Here is a 24,102-nt window from a genome sequence, read left to right as displayed (position 1 = left end):
GGTCTCGTCGCGCACCTGCGAGATGCCGGGATCTTCGTCTTCGTGATGGTGGGCACCGAAGCGCAGGCGCGCGCGGCGATCGCTTCTGGCGCCGATGGTTTGATCGCTCAGGGACGCGAGGCCGGCGGCCATCTCGTGGGAACCATGGCGGCGCTGGACTTTCTGCCGCGCGCGCTCGCCGTGGCCGCCAACCGTCCGGTATTCGTGGCCGGCGGCATCGCCACCGGCACCGACACCCGTGCCGCGCTGGACAGCGGCGCCAGCGGTGTCATTGCCGGCACCCGATTCCTGTTGACACACGAGGCCAACGCGAACCACGAGTACCAGCGCCGAGTCTTGCGGGCGGACAGGACGATCGAGACCAACCTGTTCGGCCTGAGCTGGCCGTTGCGCCACCGCGTCGTGCCCAACGCGGCCACGCACCGGTGGTGCGGCCAAGACGGCAAGGCCAAGGCGCTACCCGCCGCTTTGAATGCGGCCAGCCGCCCGCTGTCGGCGCTGGGATATTTCGACGCGGGGCCGCTGATGCGGCTGCAATCGCCGGCCTTCCCGTTCTTCACGCCGCTGGCGCCGGTCGCCGGCGTGCCCGATTCCTGGTTGGACAGCGCGGCGCTGTATGCCGGTGAAACCGCGTTGCGGATAAGCGAACTCACCTCCGCCGAACAGGCCGTCGCCGACCTCACCGCGCGCTGACACTTAGCGCACCAACGCGAGCGCGAACCCGTCCCACGGCTTGGCCCCTACCGTCTGGATCACCGCGGTGTCCAGCCGCGGATCCTCGCCCATCGCCTGCAGCGTTTGGCGCACCGCCCGCGCCTGAGCGTTGGATGCCGGCTCAAGGATCTGTCCCTGTCGAATCACGTTGTCCGCCACGATGATCCCACCAGGCCGGGCCAGTCGCACCGTCCACTCCAGGTACGCGGGATAGTTCTCCTTGTCGGCGTCGATGAAGATCAGGTCGAAGGGACCGGTCACCGTCGGCAGCGTGTCCAGGGCGGCGCCGACCACGACCTCCACCCGATCGGCGAGGCCGGCCCGCTCCAGATTGGCGCGCGCCACCTCGGCGTGCTTGGGCTCGTATTCCAGCGTCACCACCCGCCCTCGCGGGCCGGCTCCGCGTGCCAGCCAGATGGTGCTGAAACCACCTAATGTGCCGAGCTCGAGGATGCTGCGCGCACCGATCGCAGCGGCGAGCAGGCTCAAGAACTTCCCTTGCTGCACCGATACCGCAATCGGCGGCAATCCGGCCGCGCTGCTGGCCTCGAGCGCCGCGCTCAATGAGGCATCGCCGTCGACCACCGTGTTGTCCAAGAAAGCGTCGACGTCTTTGGGGGTTGGTTGCCCGGTCATGATGCCCACGCTAGCCGCGCGCGACCAGGCCGGCACGACGAGTGGAGTGGGTATCGAACCGACCGCAGGCCGTTTACTATATACCCGTGGGGGGTATACAGTGAAGGTGCGGTCGACCCGCACCGCACGAGTCACCACACGAGAAAAGGTGAGATAAATGGCAAGTTACGAGGCCGGGACCGAGCTGACATGCGGCCACGAAGGCTGCGGCTGTCGCGTCCGCATCGAGGTCCCCTGCCACTGCTCGGGTTCGGGTGAGCCATATCGCTGCACGTGCGGCGACGCGCTGGTCCCCGTCAAGTAAGCCGTCGGACCGGTCGCGCGTTCGGGTGTGCACCCGTGTAAGTCATCGCCCGAACGTGCGACCGGTCAGCTCGACCGAGGCTTCCAGCCTCATCGCTGTCGCCGACACACCCACCGCCGCCGTATAGGCGCCCGGGTGGATCCGCCAGCTCTTGGCGCGGCCGTCGTAGCGGGCGAGCAGGCGCGGATCCGCCTCGACGCTCACCCGTTGGGTCGCATCCGGCTCGAGCTCCACCCGCGCGAATCCCAGTAGCCGTAAGCAGGGTTCGCCGGCGGCGGCCGTCAAGTACAGCTGGGCTACGTCCGCCCCGGCGCGGTCGCCGACGTTGACGATGCTGAAACTGGCGCAAATGGTGTCTTCGCCGCTGACCACCAGGTCGCGGTAGTCAAACCTGGTGTAGGACAACCCATGACCGAAGGCGAACATTGGTTCGTGACCGCGCGCGGCAAACCAGCGGTAGCCGACGTCGGCTCCTTCGAGGTACTCGATCGTGGTCGGTGTCCCCCACGGTCCGTCGGCTTGGGGGAGCTGCGGACGCGGGGTTTGGGCTAGATCGATCGGAAAGGTGATCGGCAGCCGCCCCGACGGATTCACCTTCCCGCTGATAATCTCTGCGATGGCCCGCGCGCCGGCCTGGCCCGGAAACCACGCTTGCACAACTGCATTCACCGAGTCCCGCCAGGGCATCGACACCGGATTTCCGGTCTGCAGCACCACGACGGTGTTGGGATTGGCCGCCGACACCGCCGTGATCAGTTCGTCTTGGCCCCACGGCAGCGAGAGGTCGGCGATGTCGAAGCCCTCGCCCTCCGCGCGCACTGCGAACACGATCACGATGTCGGCCATGCCCGCCGCCCGCACCGCCTTGGCCGGACTTATCCCGGGATCGAACTCAATCTGGGCGCGCGGAAGGTGTTTTCGCAACTCGTCCATTGGACTCGGGGCCAGCAGGTACAGCTTGCGCAGCCCGGCCTCGGGCCCCTTGCCGCCGATCGGGACCACATCCGCGTATCCGCCCGGCGGAACTACGGTGCTGGAACCAAATCCGGCCGACACACCCAGATGGGAATACCCGCCGATGACGGCGATGCGCACGCTCGACCCGGACACCAACGGCAACAGCCCCCGGTTGGTCAGTAGCACCGTTCCCTGCCGCGCGATGTTCAAAGCAATCTCGTTGTGCGCTGCCATGTCCGGTGTCGACGCCGCCTCGGCGTCGTCAACTCCGACCGCGAAGATCGACCGCAGAATCCGGCGAACCATGTCCGAGAGGCGCTGCTTGGTCAGCCGGCCGTCGGCGTACGCCTCGCGTAGCGGCGCACCGAAGGACTCGGCCCGCCATAACAGCGCGTCGATCTGGGCCCCGCACTCCTGATCGAGGCCGGCCAGGGCGCACCGCCAGCTTGGTGTGGCACCCCAATCCGACATCACCCACCCCCGATAACCCCAGGCTCCTTTCAACACGTCGTTGATCAACACGGCATTCGCCGCGGCATACTCACCATTGATCTTGTTGTAGGCGGTCATCACGGCGCCGGGTTGGGACCGCTCGATCGCTAATTCGAAAGCCAGCAAGTCGGATTCGCGATGCGCATCGGGATCGATGACCGCGTCCAGGAAATGCCGATTGGTCTCGTTGCAGTTCAACGAGTAGTGCTTGACCGTCGAGATCACGCCATGGTGCTGGATGCCGTCGACCGATTCGGCAACCATCGTCGCGGTCAAAAGCGGGTCCTCGGAATGGTATTCGAAGTTGCGACCGTTGCGGGGGTCGCGGGCCAGGTTCATCGCGCCCGCGAGCTGCACAGTGAACCCGCGGCTGCGTGCTTCGCGGCCGATCACTTCGCCCGCGGCCCGGGCCAGCGACGGATTGAAGCTGGCGGCCAGCGCCAGACCGGCGGGCAGCGCGGTGGCAGTGTCGCCCGGGCGGAATCCGGGGTTGGTGACGCCCAGGCCGGCATCGCTCATCAGCAACGCCGGGACACCCAGACGCGGAATCCCCGGCACGTATCCGGCGCTCATCGGCGCATCCGCGGGGATGCGCTCGTCGCGCACCGGCCACATCTCGCCGGCCCCCATCACCGACACCAGTAGTGCGAAACGTTCGTCGTCGGTCATCTGGGCTTCGACCTCGCGTGCCCGCGCATCGGGATCGGTGGGGCTCACCGCACGCCCTCTTTGGCGTAGATCACGCGCAGCACGTGCCCCAGTTCCGGTCCCATCACCAGCTCCGTCAACTCGCAGATCGTCGCGACGAACTCGGGGCCGTGCGGCGGCTCGGCCTGGCACAAATGATGCGCCACTTCATGCAGAATCACCAGCTCACGCAGCGCCCAGTCGGCGGTGTCACGATCGGGGACCGCGATAATTCCTGTGCCGTCCCGGTTTTCGTAGTGTGCAGCGCTGGCGGCGCGCCGTCCTCGCACCCGTAGCGGCGCCACCACCGGCCACCGTTGCCGCACCGCCGGCAGCGCCAGCACGTCGTCCACATAGCGCTGCGCGGAGGCCACCGAACCGAATCGCCCCTCCGGTGGCAGCGTCAACTGCGTGCCGAAGAACTCCACCACCGGTGAACCGTGCTGGGCGGCACGGTCGAACAGCGTCCGGACGAACTCCTCGGCCGCATACACCTTGGAGCGCTGAGAATCCCGCGGTGGGGAGTTCTCCGCCGTCACCCGCTCAGCGCGCTCCGCGCCCCGGGAAGTTCGGGACTGTTGCCCAGGCGTGCCCGCTTGCCGGCCCGGTCCCCGGCGCGGCGCGCCGCGGACGAATACCCCGCCGACACCCGTGCGGCCTGCCAGGTGCCGCGGGCCTTCGACGCACTGCGGTAGTAGTCCACCAGCTCGACTTCCTTGTCCCGCAACGCGATAGCGGTGCCCGGCGACCGGCTGCGGTCTTTGGTGGCTTCCCGGCGGGCCTGGTCGCGGGCCTCGGTCAGCCGCTGGCCCACGCGTGCCCCGAACGCCAGCTGGAAGTTGAGCCGGGCGGTGATCGTCGGCGTGGGACGATGCGCACCCGAGGCGAGGTAGGCGTCCGACGCGCGGACCATCTGCACGACCAGGCTGGCGTACAAGGCGTGGCTGGCATCGATGTCCTCGACGAACCCGTAGGCGTACACGAACGTCGAGTTCGAGGCCACGTCGCAGCGCACGTCGTTGGCAGCGGCGATCAGCACGAACAGCTGCACATATGTGCGTAGCCCCTTCGTGCCGGCGTTCCCGATGGTGATGGTGCGCTGCGTCGGCGTCTGCGCCGCCGACCGCTGCGCCGAATGGGAGCGCGCCACCGCCAGGTCGATGGACGCGGCCGTCGCGAGCCGCTGCGCGGCCGACATGAACGCGTCGGCTTCGTGGGTGTTGTCGGTGCCCTCAGCCTGACGCAGCAATGCTGCGATGCGGGCCAGCATCTTGTCGTCACTCATGGCACCGCTCCTCCCCATCGCTCCGCTCTGCATCGTCGCCAGCGCGACTCATAGCGCCAAGGTACGGGAGCGGTCCGACACGCCCGCCTCACAGGCGAGCGGTGATCCAGGAGACCACGTCATCAAGCACCTGTTCGCGCTCGGGCTCGTTGAAAACCTCGTGGTAGAGCCCCGGATAGACCTTCAGCTCGACGTCGGTGGACCCCACGCACTCGACGAGACGCCGGCTGCCCGCGACCGAGATCAGTCTGTCCTGCTCCCCGTGCACCACCAGCAGCGGCGCCGTCAGGGCCGGTGCCCGCCGCGGCATGGTCTCGCCGACCAGCAGCAACGCACGGCCGATGCCGGCCGGCACCTTGCCGTGATACACCAGGGGGTCTTCTTTGTAGGCGGCCACCACCGCAGGGTCGCGGGAAATGGCGTCCACGTCCAATTCCTGCGCCGGCAGCCCGGGCACGATGGCGCCCAGCACCTTAGCGGTCAGCGCCAGCAGTGGCGAGATCTGATCCTGGGCCGCGACCGCGGGCCCCGACAGCACCATCAGGTCGTAGTTGTCCGGTCGTTCGACGCCGTAGGCGAAGACGATTCCGCCGCCCATGCTGTGCCCCAGCACAATGCACTTGAGGCCGTGATGTTCCCGGGTGGCGATGCCCACCAGGGTGTCGAAGTCGGAGGTGTACTCATGGATGTCGCGCACCAATACCCGCTTGCCGCCGGAGCGGCCGTGCCCCCGATGGTCCAGCGCATAGGTGACCAGCCCGGCCTCGCCGAAACGCTTTGCGACGTGGTCGTAGCGACGGGCGTACTCGCCGAGACCGTGTGAGAGCACCAGGACGGCTCGCGGCGCGGTTTCGGGCGTCCATACGTCGTAGACGATGCGCACACCGCCGAAGCCGTCGAAACTGCGTTCGGTGCGGTTCACTCGGAGGTCCTACTCATTACCGGCAGCGTAATGGCTGCTGTTGTGGGCCGGGTGCCCCGACACTGCGTAGGCTCATGCGGATGAGCCTTCTCGCGCATAACTCTGGAGGTGACCCGGTAGCCGGCGAGGGTTTCTCGGCGCACGCCGAACCCTATCGCCGCGAACTGCTAGCCCACTGCTACCGGATGACGGGGTCCGTGCACGACGCGGAGGACCTGGTGCAAGAGACCCTGCTACGGGCCTGGAAGGCGTACGACCGTTTCGAAGGCAAGTCCTCGATGCGAACGTGGCTGCACCGCATCGCCACCAACACCTGCCTGTCCGCGCTGGAGGGACGCCAGCGCAGGCCGTTGCCGGTGGGCCTGGGTGGTCCGAGTTCCGACCCGATCGCCGAGCTGGTGGAGCGACGCGAGGTGCCGTGGCTCGAACCGCTGCCGGAACTGACCGAGCATCCGAACGACCCTTCGGTTGTCGTCGGGTCGCGGGAGTCGGTGCGGTTGGCGTTTGTCGCTGCGCTGCAATACCTCCCGCCACGACAACGGGCGGTGCTGCTGCTGCGCGACGTGCTGGGATGGCGCTCCGCCGAGGTGGCCGATGCGGTCGGAACCACCACCACCGCCGTCAACAGCCTGCTGCAGCGGGCCCGGTCCCAGCTCGAAGCGGTTGGGCCCAGCGCCGAAGACGAACTGGTGCAGCCGGATTCGGCCGAGACCCAGGATCTGCTGGCCCGCTACATCGCCGCGTTCGAAACCTACGACATCGACCGGCTGGTCGACCTGTTCACCGCGGAGGCGATCTGGGAGATGCCCCCGTACACCGGCTGGTATCAGGGCGCGGGCGCAATCGTCACGCTCATTCATCAGCAGTGCCCGGCGCAGGGCAGCGGGGACATGCGCATGCTGCCGCTGATCGCCAACGACCAGCCCGCCGCAGCCATGTACATGCGCGCCGGCGCGGCGCATGAAGCTTTTCAGCTGCACGTGCTGGATGTGCAGGAAGGCAAGGTATCCCACGTGGTGGCTTTCCTCGACGACACGTTATTCGCCAAATTCGGGTTGCCCAGTTCGCTGTGCGCGGGCCAGAGTTGAGAAAGATGCTGCCGTGACGAATACCGCCCAAGTGACGCCGACCCCCGGCAAGCCGGCGCTGCTGCTGAGCGCCTTTGACCTGGCCGAGACGGGCTACGACGTCGAGGAGTTCTTGGTCGCCGGCACGGCGTGCAGCTACACCGCGGCGAACGAGCTGGGCCCCGATGGCCGCTGGGACGTAACACCCTCTGGCTCGGCCGGTTTCACCACCCGCATCGTGGTGTTGACGCCGTCCGATCCCGCTCGGTTCAACGGCACGGTGCTCGTTGAATGGCTCAACGTGAGTGGTGGCATCGACGCCGCCGCGGTGTGGATGATGGCGCACCGCGAAATGCTGCGCGCCGGTTACGCCTACGTCGCCGTCTCGGCTCAGCGGGTGGGAGTCGAGGGCGGCGAAAGCCTGCTCGGCGCGGATATGTCACTGAAAAGCCAACATCCGCAACGGTATGCGTCCCTGCACCATCCGGGCGACGCGTTCTCTTACGACATCTTCTCCCAGATCGGCGCCCTGATCAAAAATGGCGAACCCGGCGCCATCCTGCAGGGGCTGCCCGCACAACGTGTCATCGCACTGGGCGAATCCCAATCCGCCATGTTCCTCACGACCTACATCAACGCCGTCGACCCGTTGGCGGGTATCTACGACGGATTCCTGGTGCACTCCCGGTTCGGCCCGGCCGCCCCGCTGGACGGCAGCTCGATCTTCGAAGAATCCGCCGCGACGCGGGCGGTGGCGTTCCGCCCGGAACTGCGGGTCCCACTGCTGACTGTCATCACCGAGACCGATGTCCTCGGCGGCCCGCGCGACGGCTACTACTTCGCTAGGCAGCCGGACAACGAGCTGCTGCGGGTTTGGGAGATCGCCGGTGCCGCCCACGCCGACAACTACACGATCCAGGTAGCGTTCATCGACAGCGGGTCGGCACCGCTCGAGACCATCGTGGCCGGCTACACGCCGACCAACATGCTGATGGGCCAGCAACTGGCACACAACATCAACTTCGGTCCGCAGCACCATTATGTGGTGCAGGCGGCGCTCGCGGCGCTGAACACCTGGGTCGCCACCGGCGAACCCGCGCCGCGCGCGGACCCGCTCGAAGTCCGCGAAAGCGATGGGCCGCAACCCGTTCCAGATGGCAACGGACTAGCCCGCGGTGGCATTAGAACGCCATGGGTGGATGTGCCGATCGCCAGGACGTCGGGCCTGGGTGGCGAGGAGAGCATCATGTCGGCCATCTTCGGCTCCGGAGAGCTGTTCGACGCCGACACGATTCAGCGGCTCTATCCGGGTGGTGCCACGCAGTACCTGGAAAGCTTCGCCGCCGCCCTCGAAGCCGCGATCGACTCGGGGTTCATCCTGGCGGCCGACCGTGCCGAGATCCTGGAGCTGGCCGCCGCAACGTATCCCGGCGGCCGCGCTTAGAACAGGCGGCTGTCCGGCGGCGGGCCCGGTACCCGACGCAGCAGGCCGGCCCCGGTGATCAGCGGCAGGTCCAGCGCGGACAACAATCCGGGCGGGGCCGCGCACACCGCGGGGATGGCGTTGACCATCCGCGACGCGCCGGCGATGCGGGCCCCCAGGTCGTGGTCCGCGTCCTCGGCCATCTCGAATTCGCAGCGCATGCTCGGCGACCCCTCGATCTCCACCCGGTATAGCCCCTGTCCGGACGCAGGCCCGTAGCCGAGGTCCTTCGGTGTGATGGAGATACGCGGCTGCGGCCAATCAGGGGCGATGTCGTCACGCATGCGCGTCACATGGTCAAGCACGAAAGTCGGCCTCCCGTCCACGTAACCGGTGAGGGTCGAACGCATCGCGGCGACGGTTCCCGCGGCGATATGACCCGTCGGGGTGTCGAAGGACTCGGTGGCGGGGATCCGCTCGTTGCTCTCCTCGATGTTGTCGATCTTGACGCCCAGCGCGGCCGCCAGCTGGTGCAGCACCGGACCCCAGCCGAAGGTGAAGATCCCCGGTTGGGCCGCAAGGGCCGGGTAGTCCGGTTGTTGGCCGAACCCGAGGATCTCATACACGGCGGACCTGTCCGGATAGGTCGCGTAGTTGAACACCTCGGTCACCCGCACCGACTCGATCACCCGGGCGACGCCGGAAAGCACCAGCGGCAGAACGTCATTGGCGAACCCGGGGTCGATGCCGGTGGTGAAGAACGATACGCCGCCGTCGATCGCGGCCCGGCGCAGCGGGTCGGTGAAGGCGGCGCGCTCCGGTTCTGGGGCGTCGGGAAATACCAGCGGCACCACCGAGCACGACACCACGTTCTTACCTGCCCGCAAGATCGACACCATGTCCTCGACAGCCTCCAGCGGCCGCAGATTCGCGGCGGCCGCGTATACCACCACGTCGGCGTCACCGGCCAGCAGGGCCGCCGGATCTTGCGTGGCCACGACGCCGACGGGCGAGATGCCACACAACTCTCCCGCATCGCGACCGGCTTTCGCGTCGCTGTGCACGACCACATCGACCAGTTGCAGCTCCGGATGGTCGATCACTCCGCGCAGAGCGACCACACCCATCGAGCCCGGCCCCCATACTCCGACCTTGACCACGATTTTCTCCTAATATTAGGACGTATATCCTTGCATTTTGGACGGATCGTAGGGAGGTGGCGGTGGATACGTCAACGGCCAAGACCCGCGGCGAATCGGGCGCCAAATCACCACCCACCGCCCGAGTAATGAATGTCCTTGCTGCACTCGCAAATTCGCCACACGGACTGTCCTCAGCCGAGCTGGCGAAGGCCTGCGTGATCAGCACCTCCACCTGTGCCCTGGTGCTGGCCGAACTGGAACGCCGGGCCTGGGTCGCGCGCCGCGACGATCGCCGCTACGTGCTGGGCAGCGGATTGTTCGGACTGGTTCACGGCCTGCGTGAGCAGTTCCCCCTGCTGGACCGCGGGCGTGACGCATTGCGCTTCCTGCACCACACGCTCGGGGCGGGTTGCTCGATGTCGCGGATCGGCACCCGGCACCTGATTACCGTCGATGCGGTCGGCCATGGCACCGACGGCGAGCACGCCGTGGGACAGCGCTTTCCCATCGACCCGCCTTTCGGTCTGGTCGCCATGGCCTGGCGCGACGACGACTTCGTCGAAGCGTGGTTGCATCGGGTGGTGCCCAGGCTGACCCGCACCGAAATCGCAGAGCACCGACGGGTGCTCGCCGATATTCGCGCCCGCGGCTACGGTGCGTGGCGCTTCGACGACACTCACCGCTCGCTGCACACTCGGCTTGCCGATGTGCTGGCCTCGTTGGAGCCGACGGCGCAGGTCACCCGCCAGCTCACCACGCTGATGACGATGGTGACCCTGCGGTCGGTCACCGATGTGCTTGAAACAGAGCTGGCCGCAGCGGAATTCGTGGTCCTGCCGATATTCGGCCATGACGGCCAGCCGGAGTACCAGATCGAGATCCACCTGGGTCACTCCACCGGGCTGACCTTGCCGGAACTCGACAAGGCGCTGCTGCAGGCCCAAGGGCTGCTCACCACGGCGGTGACCTGATCCGGCAGAACATTAGGCTGGAGCGATGTCCGCCACCACCGAGATAAGGGATGGCCGAACCCGGGCCGTCACCAACACTCCGTGGCTGACATCTCGGCACTCTTTCTCATTCGGTGACCACTACGATCCGGACAACACCCATTTCGGGCTCCTGCTGGTGAACAACGACGACATCGTCTCGCCGGGAACGGGATTCGACACCCACCCGCACCGGGATATGGAGATCGTGACCTGGGTGCTGCACGGCGAGCTGTCGCATCACGACTCCGCGGGCAATCGAGGCGTGATCTATCCCGGTCTGGCGCAACGCATGTCGGCCGGGAGCGGAATCCTGCACTCGGAGCGAAACGACTCTCGCAGCGAGCCGGTTCATTTCGTGCAGATGTGGGTGGTCCCCGATGAGGCCGGTGTCCAGCCGAGCTACCAACAGCACGATATCGACGAGAAGCTCTTAGCGGGCAATCTTGTTACGATCGCCTCAGGCATGCCCTCGCATGACGCCGCGATCACCCTGCACAACCGCAACGCGGCGCTGCACGTGACGCGGTTGACCGCCGGTGCGGAGGTGGACCTTCCGCGGGCTCCCTACCTGCATCTTTTCGCTGCCCGTGGCCGGGTCGACGTGGAAGGAATCGGCGCGGTGGCCCACGGCGACGCCGTCCGATTCACCGACTGCGACGGTCGGCGCGTATCGGCGAGCGAGCGGGCAGAACTGCTGATTTGGGAGATGCACGCGAAGCTTGGTGACTGAGGCCATAGAGGGCCGGCTCCGCAGCCCATAGAGTGGGCTCGACAGACAGGAGTCGGCATGCCTCACTCGCACCCGCAGCACGCGGCGCCCAACCCCAACCGGAACATCACGGCGATCCGCACCGTGCGGTTTTGGGCGGCACCCCTGGTGATCACCGTGGCGTTGATGTCGGCGCTGTGCGCGCTCTATCTCGGCGGCATCTTGAACCCGACGACCAACCTGCGTCATTTCCCCATCGCGGTGGTGAACGAGGATGCCGGCCCCGGCGGCGCACAGATCGTCGACCGCCTGGTTAACGGGTTGGACAAGAGCAAGTTCGACGTTCGGGTGCTCCCCCGTGGCGAGGCCAAGCACCAAATGGACACCGGCCGGGTGTACGGCCAGGTGCTGATACCGCCGAGCTTCTCATCGAAGCTGCGGGACTTCGCGACCAGCGCGGTGCTGCCGGCCCGCGCGGACCGGCCATCGATTACCGTCTCCACCAATCCGAGGGCCGGCACCCTCGGCGCGAGCATCGCCGGTCAGACCCTCAACACGGCGATGGGCATGGCCAACGGCATAGCCGGGCAACGGGTTATGGCGGAGGTCGCCGCGCAGACCGGCGGCGCGCCGCTGGCGGGGGCGGCCCAAGTGGGCCTGAGCGCCCCCATCGAGATCCAGTCGAACGTGTACAACCCGCTGCCGAACGGCACCGGCAACGGCCTGTCCGCCTTCTACTACGCGCTCTTGCTGCTGCTGGCCGGATTCACCGGCAGCATCGTGGTCAGCACACTGGTGGACGCGCTGCTGGGTTATGTGCCCGCCGAATTCGGCCCGGTGTACCGGTTTGCCGAGCAGGTCAGGATCTCCAGATTCCAGACCCTGCTGCTGAAGTGGGCCCTGATGGTACTGCTGGGGCTGCTCACCTCGGCGGTGTATCTGGCCATCGCCGACGGGCTCGGCATGCCCATCGACCACAGCTGGCAGCTCTGGGCGTTCGGCGTCTTCGCGATCGCCGCGGTGGGAATCACGTCCAGTTCCCTACTCTCGGTGCTGGGCACTGCCGGAATGTTGGTCAGCATGCTCATCTTCGTGATCCTCGGGCTGCCGTCAGCGGGCGCCACGGTACCGCTGGAGGCCACACCGTCCTTCTTTCGCTGGCTGGCCGAATTCGAACCGATGCACCAGGTCTTCCTCGGGGCCCGGTCGCTGCTCTACTTCGGCGGCCGTAGCGATGCCGGCCTGACCCAGGCCCTGAGCATGACCACCATCGGCCTCGTCATCGGATTGCTGCTTGGCGGCGTGATCACGCATCTGTACGACCGCAAGGGCTTTCACCGAATTCCGGGAGCGGTCGAACTGGCGATCGCCCAGGAGCACCAGGCGCAACATCAGGCCCGCCGCGCTAAGCACGCCGAACCCGCCGCCAACACGCCGGCCAAAACCGAGCCGGCCGAGCAAGCCGCCACCGAGCCGGCCGACCCAGCGGCCACCGCACCGGCCGGAACCGCGGCCGCTGAGCCCGAAAGCTCAAGCGAGCAAGCGTAATTCGGGCGTAGCCCCGCCGTCACCGCAACGTTATTTATGTTGACAGTGTGACTATTGAGGCTGATGATGATTCAGTTGTGTTCGGTTCCGGGCGGAAAGGGCTATCGTGCTGACCCGACGCGCCAGCTTCCGCCGGCTCGCGGCGTGCTGCGCCGCCGTCATCGCGTGCTTCGCGGTGGCGATCACGTCGGGACAGCCCCTAGCCCGCGCCGCCGACGGCCGCGACCTGCTGGCCAGCGCAATCGGCAGCACCCGTGGTTCCTATCTCGTGTACAACTTCGGCCCCGGCCATCCCGCGCCGATGCTCAACGCCGGCGGCAGCTGGTACGAGATGAACAACGGCGGCCACCTGATGATCATCAAGAACGCGGCGGGACGCCTGTCGCCGCACCTGCTGGTCGACACCCACCGGGGTGATCAGGCCCGGTGCGAGAACAACCCCGGGGCTCGCACCGCCGAGGGTCTTTGGCAGGCCTCGGAGTTGTACGCACCGCTGCAGGCCTGGCAGCGGATGGGTCAGCCGACCATCGCGATCAACGCCAACTTCTTCGACGTTCGCGGGCAGAAAGGCGGATCGTGGCGCCAGACCGGCTGCAGTTCGCCGCTGGGCGCCTTCGTCGACAACACCCAGGGCCAGGGTCGGGCCAATCAGGCCGTCACCGGTACCGTCGCCTATCCCGGCAAGCAGGGCCTGTCCGGTGGCGGCGAAAGCTGGAGCGCGCTGTCGACCATGATCCTGCCGTCCGGTGGCGCGCCATATGTGGTGTGGCCCAAGACGAAGAGCGACTATGACGCCGCCACTCCGGTGGTCGCGGACCTGCTCAACAAGAACGAGAGATTCGTCGCGGTCTCGGGCATCGGTCTGTTGGCGCCCGGCAACACCGGACAACTGCACGACGGGGGGCCGAGCGCGGCCCGAACGGCGATCGCTTACGCCAGGCAAAAGGACGAGATGTACATCTTCGAGGGCGGCAACTACACCCCCGACAACATGCAGGACCTGTTCCGCGGGCTAGGAAGCGATAACGCCGTGCTCCTTGACGGGGGCGGCTCGTCGGCGATCGTGCTGCGCCGCGACACCGGGGGCATGTGGGCCGGCGCGGGATCACCGCGCGGATCGTGCGACACCCGGCAGGTACTCTGCGATTCACACGAGCGGGCGCTGCCCAGCTGGCTGGCGTTCAACTAGTAACGGCTGCCGTGCTTTTCGTCGCCGCCGGACCGAACCGGAAGATCAGCAGGCTCGTTGCTATCACCGTCGCGGCGACCACGAACACCGGGGCGATCACATATCTCGACATCGTCGCACCGAAGAAGGCACCGGTGCACATGGTGGCGACCACGCCGATGCGCAGCCGGTGGCGTTCGCCGGTGCCACCCGCCAGGCGACTGTCCAGTCCGAGGCTGACGATCGTCGACGTCAGCACGGTGGTGGACAGTTCCTGAATACCGAATTGGCGCGCACTCGAGTGTTGTAAGCCGAAGGTGATCGCGAGAACGCCGATCATGAGCAGCTTGGAATTCCCTTGGTAACGCAGCACTCCCGCGCCAGCCAGGATCGCCAGTGCCAAGAGCAGGATGATCTCGGTCGCCAGTACCGTGGTGATCCACGTTCGCGTGCGCGTGCCGAAATGACGTGTCAGTCGGCCGCTGATCACCGTCGTGCAGATGAACGTCGGCAGTGCCACCACGACGGCGGTCAGGTCGATGGTGGTGCTCGGAGCCAGCCAGAACCCGAGGAAGATCACGTTGCCGGTCATGTTCGCAACGAACACGTGGCCGAGCGCCAGGATACTGATCGAGTCGGCCAACCCGGTGGCGAAGGTCAACAACAGCAACGCTGCTACGGTCCATCGTTCGGATATCGGTGACGTGACAGCCATGCGCTGCAGTATATTTCGGCACCGACAACAGCCGGAGCTAAACCTTCGGCGTTAGATCCAATGACGTGATCGTTGTCATCCTGGTCACCAGCCAACGGCTATCGGAGCGCTTCAAGAACAACCGGTAGGACAGGTACTTCAGCGACGGGACGTTTTTGGTCAGCGGGCTGGTGGAGGTCGTGTTGGTATAGACGATGACCGAAGCGTTGCGGTCGTCGAGCGTTTCGACCGCCGCACCGGTCACGTCGGTGTGGTTGGTGATCTTGGCCTGCTTGTTGGGGGCCACGATCGCGTCGACGAATTTGCGGTACTGCGCCTCGAAATCGCCGCTGAGGTAACGAGACGCGCGGTCGGCGAGCGTGTCCATGTTCTCCGGCGTGTACGTCCACAGCGTGGTGATCGCGTTGGCAGCGGTGCGCGCGACCTTCAGTTTCGTTGCGACGACGGCTCGGTCGGCCAGGTACGGCTGCATCATTGCGCCGGCGAACGCAGCGGATCCGACGAACAGCAGGGCCGCGACCGTCGCGACAATGGCCCAGGCCTTACCGGTCCGGAGCTTTTTCCCCGCGCTGCCGGCCTGCGCCGTGTCGGTGGCCTGCTCCGCGTCATCATCGGCCTGTTCCGCATCGTCGCCGGTGGCCGTTGCTTCGTTGCCGTCCATATCTTTGGATTCCGTTGTTGCGTCGGCTCTTTCGTCGCTTGGCTCTGAGCCGTCGCCCTCTGAGGTCCCAGTCGCCTCGTCCTCGGCTGCGACTGTGTTGTCCTCGGCGGTCACATCACCTGCTGCAGGCTGCTGATCTTCCACTGGTTCCCTTCCTGCGTCGCGGTTGCCGCCCAGCGATTGGCGTTCTGCAATACCTGTTTTTCATCCGGCGACTTGGTGGTGATCGCCGTGGCCACCATGACATTGACGCTGCCGTCGTCGTTCCATCGCTCCAAACCGGCGTCCAGGACGGTACCGGTGGCCGGTTCGGCCCGGGCTACCTGCAGGAGGATCTCGTTGGCGTTCTTCTGGTACTGCTTGGCGAAGTCGCCGGTCGCCTGCGCCAAGATCCGGTTCACGTAATCGTTGGCGTGAAACGGATCGATGGAGGTGAACTGCGTCATGAAGCCGGTCACGTAGTTCAGTGCCTCGCGGTCCTTCGACGCGGTCCGCGTCCGGGATGCGTGCGAGGCGAGCATCAGCGCGCAGGCGGTGATCGCCGCCACCATCAGGACCGCGGCGACCGTGCTGGCCAAGGGCACCAGCCATGGTCGCGGCGGCTCGCCCTCGATCGGGCGGGCGATGAGCAGTGGCCGCTCGCCGGGCGTGAACCTGCGGCGCGGGCTCATTTGCCGCTCCCGGGTTGTTTCGGCTTGGTCAGCACGTTGAGATCGTCGACGCGCCATGTGTTTCCGCTGATTTTGGCGAAGCTCACCCGCACGGTGGCGCTGATGTAGCGCTGCTCGGGCCCGGTGCCGCGCCGGCCTTGCATGAACAGCAGCATCATCGCCCGATCCGCGCTTGCCGATTCGATCGAGCTGTTGGTGACCCAGTACTCGTTGATGACGGGCTTCCCCTTTTGCACCAAGTCCTGCTGAGCCGCCAGCTGGGGCCGATATTTGTCGGTTGCCAGCGATAGCGCCCGCGTGAAGTCCTCATGCAGCGACTTGGGGTCGTAGGTCAGCATCTGGGACACCATCTTGGGCCCCTGCGTCACGATCTGGGCGCGGGTCTGATCGGCCGCCCGGTCCGCGGAGAACACCACGAAAAAGCTCACGGCGGCCCCGGCCAGGCAGAGCACCACCGCGCCGGACACGGTGAGTGCGCACCAGCGCCGGATGTGGGGAGGTTGCGTCGTGTCCGGCTGGAGTCGGCGCACCTCGGTGCGCGCCAACATGTCGGCGAAAGTTCGGCGGCGTGAATCCCACAGGGGCCAAAGCCATCCCACGATCGACGCGACATCGAGCAGGTGGGCGACGTCCCGAAGCAGTAGCGTCCACGGTCCCGGAGCGGTGCCGGTGCGTCGGGTCACCGCGATACCCACCAGCGCGCGGCCCAGGCTCCAGCCGGTGATCGCCGGCAACAAGAGCCGGTTGACCAGAACCAGGAGGGTCACTATGCCCAGGACAGAGATGGCCAGCCACCACCACACACCGCCCGCCGGCACGGTGAACGACACCAATGCCAGGGTCGTCACCACCGCGATGCCGGGCAGCACGTCGACGGCGAATGCGCTGACGCGAGAATGCCAAGGCGCCAAGGTTTCCCGCGTTGACTCCTGGATTGCCGAGGGCGCAGTCTGCTCGACCACCACCGTCACTTCGTCACCTGGTCGAGCTTGGAGATCTTGTACTGTCCCTCGGCAAAGGCCATTTTCACGCGCAACCGGTAGCCGGTCTCGCTCTGGTTCTGATCGCTGGCCACCTTGACCCGCAGCGCGACAAGGACGTCGATCGAACCGTCGGGGTTGTTGCGTTCGACAGCCGCCCGCACATCCGACACCTGAACGTGGATATTCGCGGCCTGGTACGCCTGCACGAGCATGCTGGTGTACAGCAATGCCTGCGAGCGGAAGGCGTCCGTGCCGCAGTCGATGATCTTCTGCTCGCTCGCGGTCATCGCGTTGGTGTCCGGCGCCTGAGTCGCCGACACGCATTCCACCGCGGCCTTCAGCGCCGCGTCGTCATTGCGGACGGTGCGTTGCGTCTGATGGTGGTAGTGCAACGCAAGGTAGCCACCCGCCCCGACGCCGCCGGCGCACAGCACCAACACCGCGGCGATGGCGGCCAGCCACCCACGGCCCACCCGCGACGGACGGCGCGGTGCGGCCACGGCCGGCTCCCCGGATCCCGCATCATCCGCTGCGGTGCCGTCGGACGCCGACCGGTCGGCGTCGACGCCGGCATCACCGTCGGTAGATTCCACAGGATCCCCGGAGGCCTCCTGCGGATCGGTTTGACCGGGTCCGGTCTCGGGTGCCGTCGAAGCCTCGTCCTTGTCCTGCGTGGTCAACGAATCGTCCGTGTCGATGGGGTTCAGCCGGCTGGTGCCAGCATCTCCTTCCATCCATCGTCTCCTGTTCTGGTCGAGTTCTCGACGGAGTATTTCACTCCGTCTGGCCCTACCAGTTCACCGCTTTGGGGACTGTAGATCGCCGAGGGAGGCCCGCTGGGTTTATAGACACACGGGTTGGGCTGCTGGCCATTGCACTGCACGGTACCCGACCCCGGTCGGGACAACGGATCGCTGGTGGGCGGGGGTGTGCCGGTGACGCGGTCCGAGGGCGCCGGGTTCAGCCCGTTATTCACCGACGGCGCGGGGATCACCATGCCCGGCCGGACCGATTGATCACAGCGCGCGGCGGGCGCGGGGCACGTCAAGATCTGGTTGGGGTCGCCATACCACGGGTTGGTACCGGCGGGCACATACGGCTTGGGGTCGCGGCATTCGCGCGGAGTCGCGGCCCGTTTGCCCGGAATGTCCGTACAGGGGATGTTGCGCGACCCGCGCACGCTGTTGGCCGGGGTCTCCATCGGGATCTTGCAGTACGTTCCCGTGGGCAGCGGCTGGATGCTGGTATCGGCCGGGGACCGCCACTCCGAGGCCGGGATGAAGCCGGTCAGGCAGGGCGGCGGCTGGTTGATCGACAGCGCCAGGTCGAGCGCGGCCATGTTGGGGAACGGCGCTGCCACCGTCTGGGCGATCGATGCGCCCTGCGGGAGGAACACCAGCACCTGCTCGACGCCGGTGTGGTAGCGCTTGAGCAGTTCGATCACGACCTCGAGGTTGGCCAGCGTCTGCGGCAGCGAATCCCGCACGTCGTTGAAGACCGAGTTGACCTGGTCGGCGGTCGGCGCCGCCTGGCGCAGCAGGCTCTTCAGGTGTTGATCTTCCTGCGCGGATTGGGCCCCCAGCCTGTTCAAGTTGCGTGCCCAGCGCTCGATGGCATCACCCGATTTGACCTGGCTGTCCAGCACGGGTCCGGAGTTCTGGATGATGTCGTTGACGTCGGTCATCTGGTTTTTGAAATCGCCGACGATCGCCTGGGTGGCGTCGACCAACCGCTGCAGGTTGGGGCCCAACCCGCCGACGGATTGCGCTGTCTCGTCGAGCAGCTGACTGATCTTCTCCTTGGGCAGCACCGCCAGCCCGCGGTTCGCCGTATCCAGGGCCGGCCCGATCTCCGCGGGCACGGTGCCCTTCGTGATGGTCTGGCCCTCCGCCAGGTACTTGCCGGTGTTCCCCGACGAGGTCAGGTCCAGATACTGCTCACCGACGGCCGAGACGGAGTGCACGTTGGCCGTCGCATCGATCGGGATCTTGTAGTGACTGTCGATGCTCATCGTCGCCAGGGCGCCACGCTCGGTCGGCTCGACGTCGGTGACCTTGCCGATGGTGATGCCGCGATAGGTGACATTGGCCGTGGGATACAGCCCGCCCGATGCGGGCAGGTCGGCCTTCAGCGTGTAGCGGCCGATGCCGGCCAGGCTCGGGAGCTGCAAATAGTAGATCCCGAGCACGAGCAGCGAGATGACGGTCAGGATCCCGAAGGCGATCAGCTGGCGTCGGATGAAGGGTGTCAGCAATTCCTGTCCCCCCTTTCCACCAGCGGTCCACCGGGCGCGTCATTCGGGTTCGGCGTGTAGCGCACGTCGGGGATCATCGTCTCCGGATCGCGTCCGAACGACTGCTCGAGCGCCCGCAGGGCACCCGACAATCCGGTTCCGGTGAGGAATGCGTTGTCCACAGCGCTATATGTCAGGTCGAGCGTCAGCGAGATGTTGATGTAGTCGCCGCGGAAGATCTTCGGGACCGTGTCGATGTCGAACGGCTGGGTGAGGATCAACTTCAGCGCCCCGATCAGGTACGGCGAGGCCCGCCCGAGCTCCTTCAGCGGACACTGCAGCGCCTGCAAGTCGGTGTGCAGCGGCCCCCGCGTCTCCGACAGGTACTGGTCGGCGGCCTGGCTCAGCCGTCCCACCGAATCGACGGCGTTGATCAGCAGGTTCTTGGTGTCGGCGAAATGCTTGATCAGCGGCGGGACATCGGTGAGCACCCGATCCAGCACGTCGGCCCGGCCACCCACATAGGTCAGCAGTCGGTTGGTCGAGTCGATCGCGTGCGTGATGTCATCGCGCTGCTGGTTGAGCTGGTTGGTGAAGGTGTCCAGCTTGCCGAGCAGGGCCCGGATCTGATCGCCACGCCCGTTGAAGATGTTGTAGATCTCGTTTTGCAGCACCTCCAGGTTGGGGATGCCGCCACCACGCAGGATGAGCGACAGGCTGGCCAGCGTCTGCTCGGTCGTGGGATAGGAGGTCGAGTTCTTCAGCGGAATGGTGTCGCCGTTCTTGAGCAGTTCGGGCGACGGGTTCGGTGGTGCGGCGAGCTCGACGTGCTGCGAACCCAGCAGCGAGGTCTGGCCGATCCTGGCGGTGGCGTTCTTGGGCAACTTGACCTTTTTGTCCAGGCCCAGCGTCAGGGTGGCGATCCAGTTCTTCAGCTTGATGGCCTTGATCGAGCCGACGAACACGTCGGCGACCATCACCTTGCTGTTGCCGTTGATCGCGAGTGTGTCGGGCACCTGCACGTAGACGGTCATGGCGCCCGACCCGCTGCCAGGCCCGCCCGGGATCGGGACCTGCGAGATGCCTTTCCAGCCACATGAACTCAGCACCATCGCGGCGATCAGCAGGATCAGACCTTGCCAGCTCCGATGGCGGATCACGCAAAGCGCGCCCCGCACGGGCCGACGGTTCGGCTTGCTCCTCGCGCGTGACGCGCTCGTCGCGCGGCTCACTGGCCACCTCCAAAGTCAGCGGGTGACGCGGGCCCGCCCGCGTTCGGTGCGGGCGCGGACACCGGCGCCGGTGTCGGGGCGACGGGGCCCGGGATCACGCCCGGCCCCGGCGGTGGCGGCGGAATGGGAACTTGCGGCGGAATCTGGCCGATGACGGGCGCTATCGGGTTTTCGTCGTAGGCGTTCGGCGGACCCGGCGGGGTCTGCAGGGTCGACTGGACCGGCTCGATGTTCGGTCCGCCCATCAGCTCGTTCAGCGACTCCGGGGTCATCAGGCCCGCGGTGATCGGCCCGACCTGCTGGCCCTGCATGCCCGGTGCGACGATCCAGCCCGGCTGGGTGTTGCGGTGTGACGTCGGGGTGTCCGGCACCCAGATGCCCGGGACGGTGGTGTCCTTGTATCCGTTCGGCGGATGCAGCCGATCCTCCGAATAGGCGACTTCCTTGGGCAGGGTCTCGGCCGTGCTGAACAGGTTCAAGCCGAACGGCGGGTAGTTGAACTTGATCGCATCGAGAATCGGCGCGAGGTACTGCGCGCACAGTTCGGCCGACTCTTGATAGCCCAGCCGGCTGCCCGCCTGGATTGCGCTACAGATGAACTGCATCGGGTTCGCGAAGTTGGTGATCGACGGGATGGCTACCACCGAACCGTGCGACGGGTGATAGATCTGGTTGATGTTCGCCGCGGCCGTCGGCAGCACGTGCAGCGCGGTCTCCAGCCCATTCAGCGGATCCGGTTGCAGCAGCGAGTTCGTAACGGTTTCCAAGTTGTTGATGTCTTGGACCAGTACCCCGCGGTTTTGGTCCAGCCAGGGCCGCACGGTGGTGAGCAGGCTGTCGAACTGCTGAATAGCGTTGGCCAGGTCGGTGTCGGAGTGCGCGAGGCGGGTGGTGAAATCGGCCAGGTTCTGGTTGAGCGCGACGAACTGCTGGTCGTCGTTGTGCAGTGCGTTGACGAACAGCGCGAGGCTGCGCACCACCGCGAAGAAGTCGCCGCGACCCTCGTTCAACGCGGTCAGCGCCTGCGACAGGTTGCTCAGCGTGTTGTTGAACTGTTTACCCTTGCCGGCCAGCCCATTGGCGAACGATTCGATGACCTCACCGAACGGACCCTTCGGCTGCTCGGCCGTCGGGCCCAGCTTGGAGATGATGTTGGTGATGCTGTTGCGCAGCTGATCCCACTCCACCGGCACCTGGGTGCGCTCTTCGGGGATCACCGCGTTGTCGGCCAACACCGGACCGCCCTTGTAGGCGGGCTCCAGCTGGATGGCTCGCGACGCCACCAGGGTCGGGTTCAGAATCACCGCCGAGGCGTTGGCGGGAACCCGGTATTGGTTCTCGTAGTGGAACGTGACCTTCATCTTGTTGCCGACGGGCTCGATCTTGTCGATCGCGCCCACCCGCAGCCCCATGATCTGGACCTTGTCACCCGGGTACAGCGCGTTGGCCGCCGGGAAATAGGCCACCACGGTGTTGGTGGTCACCTTCTGATATAGCCGCCACCCGACGTAGCCGACGACGAGCGCCAAGATCACCACCAGCGATCCGATGATCACGGATGCCCGAGAAAGCTTCGGTAGCCGCAGGTTGCGGACATCAAAGATGGTGCTCAATTCTGGCTACCTCCCCCCGCTGCGCCACTGCCTCCGGCTCCTCCGGGGTTGATGAACGGTGCTGGCAGTTGGTTGCCCGGCCCGGGCGGCGCCGGCGGTCCCGGCGGCAATCCCGGCGCGAACGTCGACGGCGGCGGCGGCGGACCCGCCGGTGCAAGGTTCTCGGTGCGCGCACCCGGGGGCGCCTGCGTCGGCAATGGCACCGGTGTTCCCGGAACGTCGGGTGGCGGATCGCCCGGCCGGCCCGCGATCGGGATGCCCGGCGTCGGCGGCAGACCCGCGGGATTCGGCGGCGACGCCATCACGTCGATGGGAGCCGGGAAGCCCGGCCCGCCGAACGGCCCTGCCGTCGCACCCGCACACGGCAACGGATTCCACGGTCGCGGCAGACCCTCGTCCCCGACGGTGACATTGCCGCCTGGATTGGCCGGCGTGTACGAGCAGGGCGATCCCGGCGGGACGGCGGGACCCGGGTGGTCGGGCGTGCCCTCTAGCACCGGCGGTGCCGGCGGCGGCGCGCCGTTGGGGAACCGGGTGCCGTTCGGGTCGGGCCACCGGTATTCCGGCAGACCGGCGCTGCGCCAGAAGTTCTCCGGATCGATGCCGCGCTTCTTGAACGCTGCGTCGACCCAGGGCTGCGAAATCTGGTACAGGGCCAGGTTGTGCAGGACCACCTTGAAGAACGGCCCCGACGCGATCGCCTCGTTCAGCGACGGCAGGAACTTGCCGACCTCGGTCAAACCGTTGGCCAGGTCGTCTTTGCGCTGCACCAGGATGTCGCTGACGGTGCGCAGCTGTTCCAGCACATGGTTCAGGTTCGGGTTGTCATTGATCAGGCCCTTGACCTGTTCGGAGAACGCCGCGATGTTGCCGAGCAGGGCGTTGATGGCCTGGCCGCGTTCGTTGAAGGCGACCAGCAGCGTCTTGGTGTTGACCAGCAACCGGTCGATCTGGTCGCTGCGATCACCGAGGATGCTGGCCACCTTGTTGGCCTGGGCGAGCAGGTGCTTGACCTCTTCGTCGCGCTTGCCGATGGTGGCGGAGAACTTCTCCACCCCTTCGAGCGCCGGGCTCAGGTGCGGATAGGTCTGGTCGATGGTCTGCGACAGCACGTGCAGAGACTGCTTGACGGTGTCGATGTCCCAGCCCTGGGCGGCCTTGGTGACGTCGAAGAACGCGTCGTAGATCTGGTAGGGCGTGGTGCTCTGGCCGACCGGCAATGTGCCCCCCGGCCGCAACGCCTGGTTGCCCCGCGGCTCGAGTTCGAGGATCTTCTTTCCGAGGATGGTGTCGGTCTTGACGGCGAGTCGGCTCTCGGTGCCGAAGCGTGCGGTGCCGGCGTTGAATTGGATTGCGATGTGGTCGCCGTCGATCTTGAGGCCCTCCACCTTGCCGACGTCCACGCCGGCGATGCGCACCTTGTCGCCTTTGCTGAGGCCGCCGGTGTCGGTGAACTGCCCGTAGTAGTGCGGCTTGGCCATCAGCATCGGGACACTGGTGAAGCTTTGGCCCACACCGATCACCAGCACCGTCACGACGATGCCCATCAGACCGATCCGGACCCGGTTGGGTGGTTCCAGTGTTCTCATTGCGGCGTGCACCTACCCGTCGGCTGCTGGAACAGCCGGACCGTGCGGACCGGACCGCCGGCCTGCAGACCGTTGATCTTCAGGGTGATGTCGCAGGCGTAGAAGTTCACGAAGTCCCCGTAGGAACCGATGGCACGCCCGATCATGTTCAACGCCGTCGGCACGGTTGCCGACCTGCTGGCCGAGGACCGCGGGCTGCTGCACCAGACGCTGAACTACCTGGATGCGGTACAACAGCCGCTGATCGATCAGCAGGACCAATTGCAGGACTACCTCAAGAAGGTGCCGACGGCGTTGAACATGATCGGGCGTGCCATCGGTTCCTACGGGGACTTCGTGAACTTCTACGCCTGCGACAT

At 66.5% G+C, this 24,102-nt stretch carries 23 protein-coding genes and 2 pseudogenes; 9 read left to right on the top strand and 16 right to left on the bottom strand.

Translation table 11 applies throughout. The features are described 5' to 3' along the window. Positions 1 to 693: nitronate monooxygenase (locus A5686_RS16810; protein ID WP_067936492.1), on the top strand; the 693-nt coding region annotated here is incomplete at its 5' end. A gap of 3 nt (positions 694 to 696) precedes the next feature. Here the strand turns inward: A5686_RS16810 and A5686_RS16805 are convergent. After that, on the bottom strand, positions 697 to 1,350 hold the full coding sequence (locus A5686_RS16805) for an O-methyltransferase (protein WP_067936501.1): 654 nt from the start codon (positions 1,348 to 1,350) through the stop codon (positions 697 to 699). Positions 1,351 to 1,507: 157 nt separating this feature from the next. On the opposite strand from A5686_RS16805, the gene A5686_RS26750 reads away from it, so the two are divergent. Continuing rightward, complete coding sequence (locus A5686_RS26750; RefSeq protein ID WP_082947674.1) at positions 1,508 to 1,654, top strand: metallothionein; 147 nt, start codon at positions 1,508 to 1,510, stop codon at positions 1,652 to 1,654. A gap of 42 nt (positions 1,655 to 1,696) precedes the next feature. On the opposite strand, the gene A5686_RS16800 is transcribed toward A5686_RS26750, so the two are convergent. The 4 genes from A5686_RS16800 to A5686_RS16785 form a co-directional block, all read right to left on the bottom strand. Next, on the bottom strand, positions 1,697 to 3,772 hold the full coding sequence (locus A5686_RS16800) for a glycoside hydrolase family 3 protein (protein WP_067936498.1): 2,076 nt from the start codon (positions 3,770 to 3,772) through the stop codon (positions 1,697 to 1,699). A 44-nt stretch (positions 3,773 to 3,816) separates the two neighbouring features. Next, complete coding sequence (locus tag A5686_RS16795; RefSeq protein WP_067936489.1) at positions 3,817 to 4,329, bottom strand: TIGR04338 family metallohydrolase; 513 nt, start codon at positions 4,327 to 4,329, stop codon at positions 3,817 to 3,819. Then, positions 4,326 to 5,075 carry a DUF2786 domain-containing protein gene (locus A5686_RS16790; protein ID WP_067936487.1) on the bottom strand — a complete coding sequence of 250 codons (750 nt, stop codon included), beginning with the start codon at positions 5,073 to 5,075 and terminating at the stop codon, positions 4,326 to 4,328. Before A5686_RS16790 ends, A5686_RS16795 begins: the two co-directional genes overlap by 4 nt. Before the next feature lie 88 nt (positions 5,076 to 5,163). Next, a complete protein-coding gene (locus tag A5686_RS16785) occupies positions 5,164 to 5,958 on the bottom strand; it encodes an alpha/beta hydrolase (RefSeq protein WP_231986397.1) in 795 nt (264 codons plus the stop codon). Between A5686_RS16785 and A5686_RS16780 the strand changes: the two are divergent. Together A5686_RS16780 and A5686_RS16775 are read left to right on the top strand one after the other, a co-directional pair. Further along, positions 5,951 to 7,085, top strand: a pseudogene (locus A5686_RS16780) (sigma-70 family RNA polymerase sigma factor). The gene A5686_RS16785 and the pseudogene A5686_RS16780 sit on opposite strands and share 8 nt — an antisense overlap. A gap of 13 nt (positions 7,086 to 7,098) precedes the next feature. Next, positions 7,099 to 8,508: an alpha/beta hydrolase domain-containing protein gene (locus tag A5686_RS16775; protein WP_067936479.1), complete on the top strand. Its 1,410-nt coding sequence runs from the start codon at positions 7,099 to 7,101 to the stop codon at positions 8,506 to 8,508. Here A5686_RS16775 and A5686_RS16770 read toward each other — a convergent pair. Next, positions 8,505 to 9,647 (bottom strand): dihydrodipicolinate reductase, encoded by a 1,143-nt coding sequence (locus A5686_RS16770; RefSeq protein ID WP_082947673.1) that lies wholly within the window; start codon positions 9,645 to 9,647, stop codon positions 8,505 to 8,507. The genes A5686_RS16775 and A5686_RS16770 overlap by 4 nt on opposite strands. 128 nt (positions 9,648 to 9,775) lie before the next feature. Between A5686_RS16770 and A5686_RS16765 the strand changes: the two genes are divergently transcribed. The 4 genes from A5686_RS16765 to A5686_RS16750 all read left to right on the top strand — a co-directional run bounded on the left by A5686_RS16765 (position 9,776) and on the right by A5686_RS16750 (position 14,067). Beyond that, positions 9,776 to 10,600: a MarR family transcriptional regulator gene (locus tag A5686_RS16765; RefSeq protein ID WP_067936473.1), complete on the top strand. Its 825-nt coding sequence runs from the start codon at positions 9,776 to 9,778 to the stop codon at positions 10,598 to 10,600. A gap of 25 nt (positions 10,601 to 10,625) precedes the next feature. Next, entirely contained in the window at positions 10,626 to 11,351 is a 726-nt protein-coding gene (locus A5686_RS16760; RefSeq protein ID WP_067936470.1) for a pirin-like bicupin family protein, read from the top strand. 57 nt (positions 11,352 to 11,408) lie between these two features. Beyond that, on the top strand, positions 11,409 to 12,878 hold the full coding sequence (locus A5686_RS16755; protein WP_067936466.1) for a YhgE/Pip domain-containing protein: 1,470 nt from the start codon (positions 11,409 to 11,411) through the stop codon (positions 12,876 to 12,878). 106 nt (positions 12,879 to 12,984) lie between these two features. After that, the gene (locus A5686_RS16750; RefSeq protein WP_067936465.1) at positions 12,985 to 14,067 is read left to right on the top strand and encodes a phosphodiester glycosidase family protein; all 1,083 of its coding nucleotides are present in this window, start codon (positions 12,985 to 12,987) and stop codon (positions 14,065 to 14,067) included. Here the strand turns inward: A5686_RS16750 and A5686_RS16745 are convergent. Genes A5686_RS16745 through A5686_RS27315 form a run of 10 tightly spaced genes read right to left on the bottom strand, consistent with a single transcriptional unit; the run spans position 14,060 to position 23,889 of the window. Next, positions 14,060 to 14,761 (bottom strand): YoaK family protein, encoded by a 702-nt coding sequence (locus tag A5686_RS16745; protein WP_067936462.1) that lies wholly within the window; start codon positions 14,759 to 14,761, stop codon positions 14,060 to 14,062. The genes A5686_RS16750 and A5686_RS16745 overlap by 8 nt on opposite strands. A 37-nt stretch (positions 14,762 to 14,798) precedes the next feature. After that, on the bottom strand, positions 14,799 to 15,566 hold the full coding sequence (locus tag A5686_RS16740) for a mammalian cell entry protein (protein ID WP_067936460.1): 768 nt from the start codon (positions 15,564 to 15,566) through the stop codon (positions 14,799 to 14,801). After that, a complete protein-coding gene (locus A5686_RS16735; protein WP_067936495.1) occupies positions 15,533 to 16,093 on the bottom strand; it encodes a mammalian cell entry protein in 561 nt (186 codons plus the stop codon). The genes A5686_RS16740 and A5686_RS16735 overlap by 34 nt, the downstream gene beginning before the upstream one ends. Then, positions 16,090 to 17,064 (bottom strand): RDD family protein, encoded by a 975-nt coding sequence (locus A5686_RS16730; protein WP_067936457.1) that lies wholly within the window; start codon positions 17,062 to 17,064, stop codon positions 16,090 to 16,092. Before A5686_RS16730 ends, A5686_RS16735 begins: the two co-directional genes overlap by 4 nt. Then, a complete protein-coding gene (locus A5686_RS16725; protein ID WP_067936450.1) occupies positions 17,061 to 17,810 on the bottom strand; it encodes an Mce protein in 750 nt (249 codons plus the stop codon). The genes A5686_RS16730 and A5686_RS16725 overlap by 4 nt, the downstream gene beginning before the upstream one ends. Beyond that, positions 17,780 to 19,330: a virulence factor Mce family protein gene (locus tag A5686_RS16720; RefSeq protein ID WP_067936447.1), complete on the bottom strand. Its 1,551-nt coding sequence runs from the start codon at positions 19,328 to 19,330 to the stop codon at positions 17,780 to 17,782. Before A5686_RS16720 ends, A5686_RS16725 begins: the two co-directional genes overlap by 31 nt. Next, the gene (locus A5686_RS16715) at positions 19,324 to 20,487 is read right to left on the bottom strand and encodes a virulence factor Mce family protein (RefSeq protein ID WP_067936444.1); all 1,164 of its coding nucleotides are present in this window, start codon (positions 20,485 to 20,487) and stop codon (positions 19,324 to 19,326) included. The genes A5686_RS16720 and A5686_RS16715 overlap by 7 nt, the downstream gene beginning before the upstream one ends. Positions 20,488 to 20,537: 50 nt before the next feature. After that, positions 20,538 to 22,154, bottom strand: a complete 1,617-nt coding sequence (locus A5686_RS16710; RefSeq protein ID WP_067936441.1) for a virulence factor Mce family protein — start codon at positions 22,152 to 22,154, stop codon at positions 20,538 to 20,540. Further along, the gene (locus A5686_RS16705; protein ID WP_067936439.1) at positions 22,151 to 23,743 is read right to left on the bottom strand and encodes a virulence factor Mce family protein; all 1,593 of its coding nucleotides are present in this window, start codon (positions 23,741 to 23,743) and stop codon (positions 22,151 to 22,153) included. The genes A5686_RS16710 and A5686_RS16705 overlap by 4 nt, the downstream gene beginning before the upstream one ends. Then, positions 23,740 to 23,889, bottom strand: a complete 150-nt coding sequence (locus tag A5686_RS27315) for a hypothetical protein (protein ID WP_369829716.1) — start codon at positions 23,887 to 23,889, stop codon at positions 23,740 to 23,742. Before A5686_RS27315 ends, A5686_RS16705 begins: the two co-directional genes overlap by 4 nt. A 4-nt stretch (positions 23,890 to 23,893) precedes the next feature. Here A5686_RS27315 and A5686_RS27310 point away from each other — a divergent pair. After that, a pseudogene (locus A5686_RS27310) lies at positions 23,894 to 24,102 on the top strand (mammalian cell entry protein); the annotation flags it as partial.

Origin of the sequence: Mycobacterium sp. E2479, from assembly GCF_001667925.1 — a bacterium.
Lineage (GTDB): Bacteria > Actinomycetota > Actinomycetes > Mycobacteriales > Mycobacteriaceae > Mycobacterium.
This window is presented reverse-complemented; position numbering and strand designations above follow the sequence as displayed.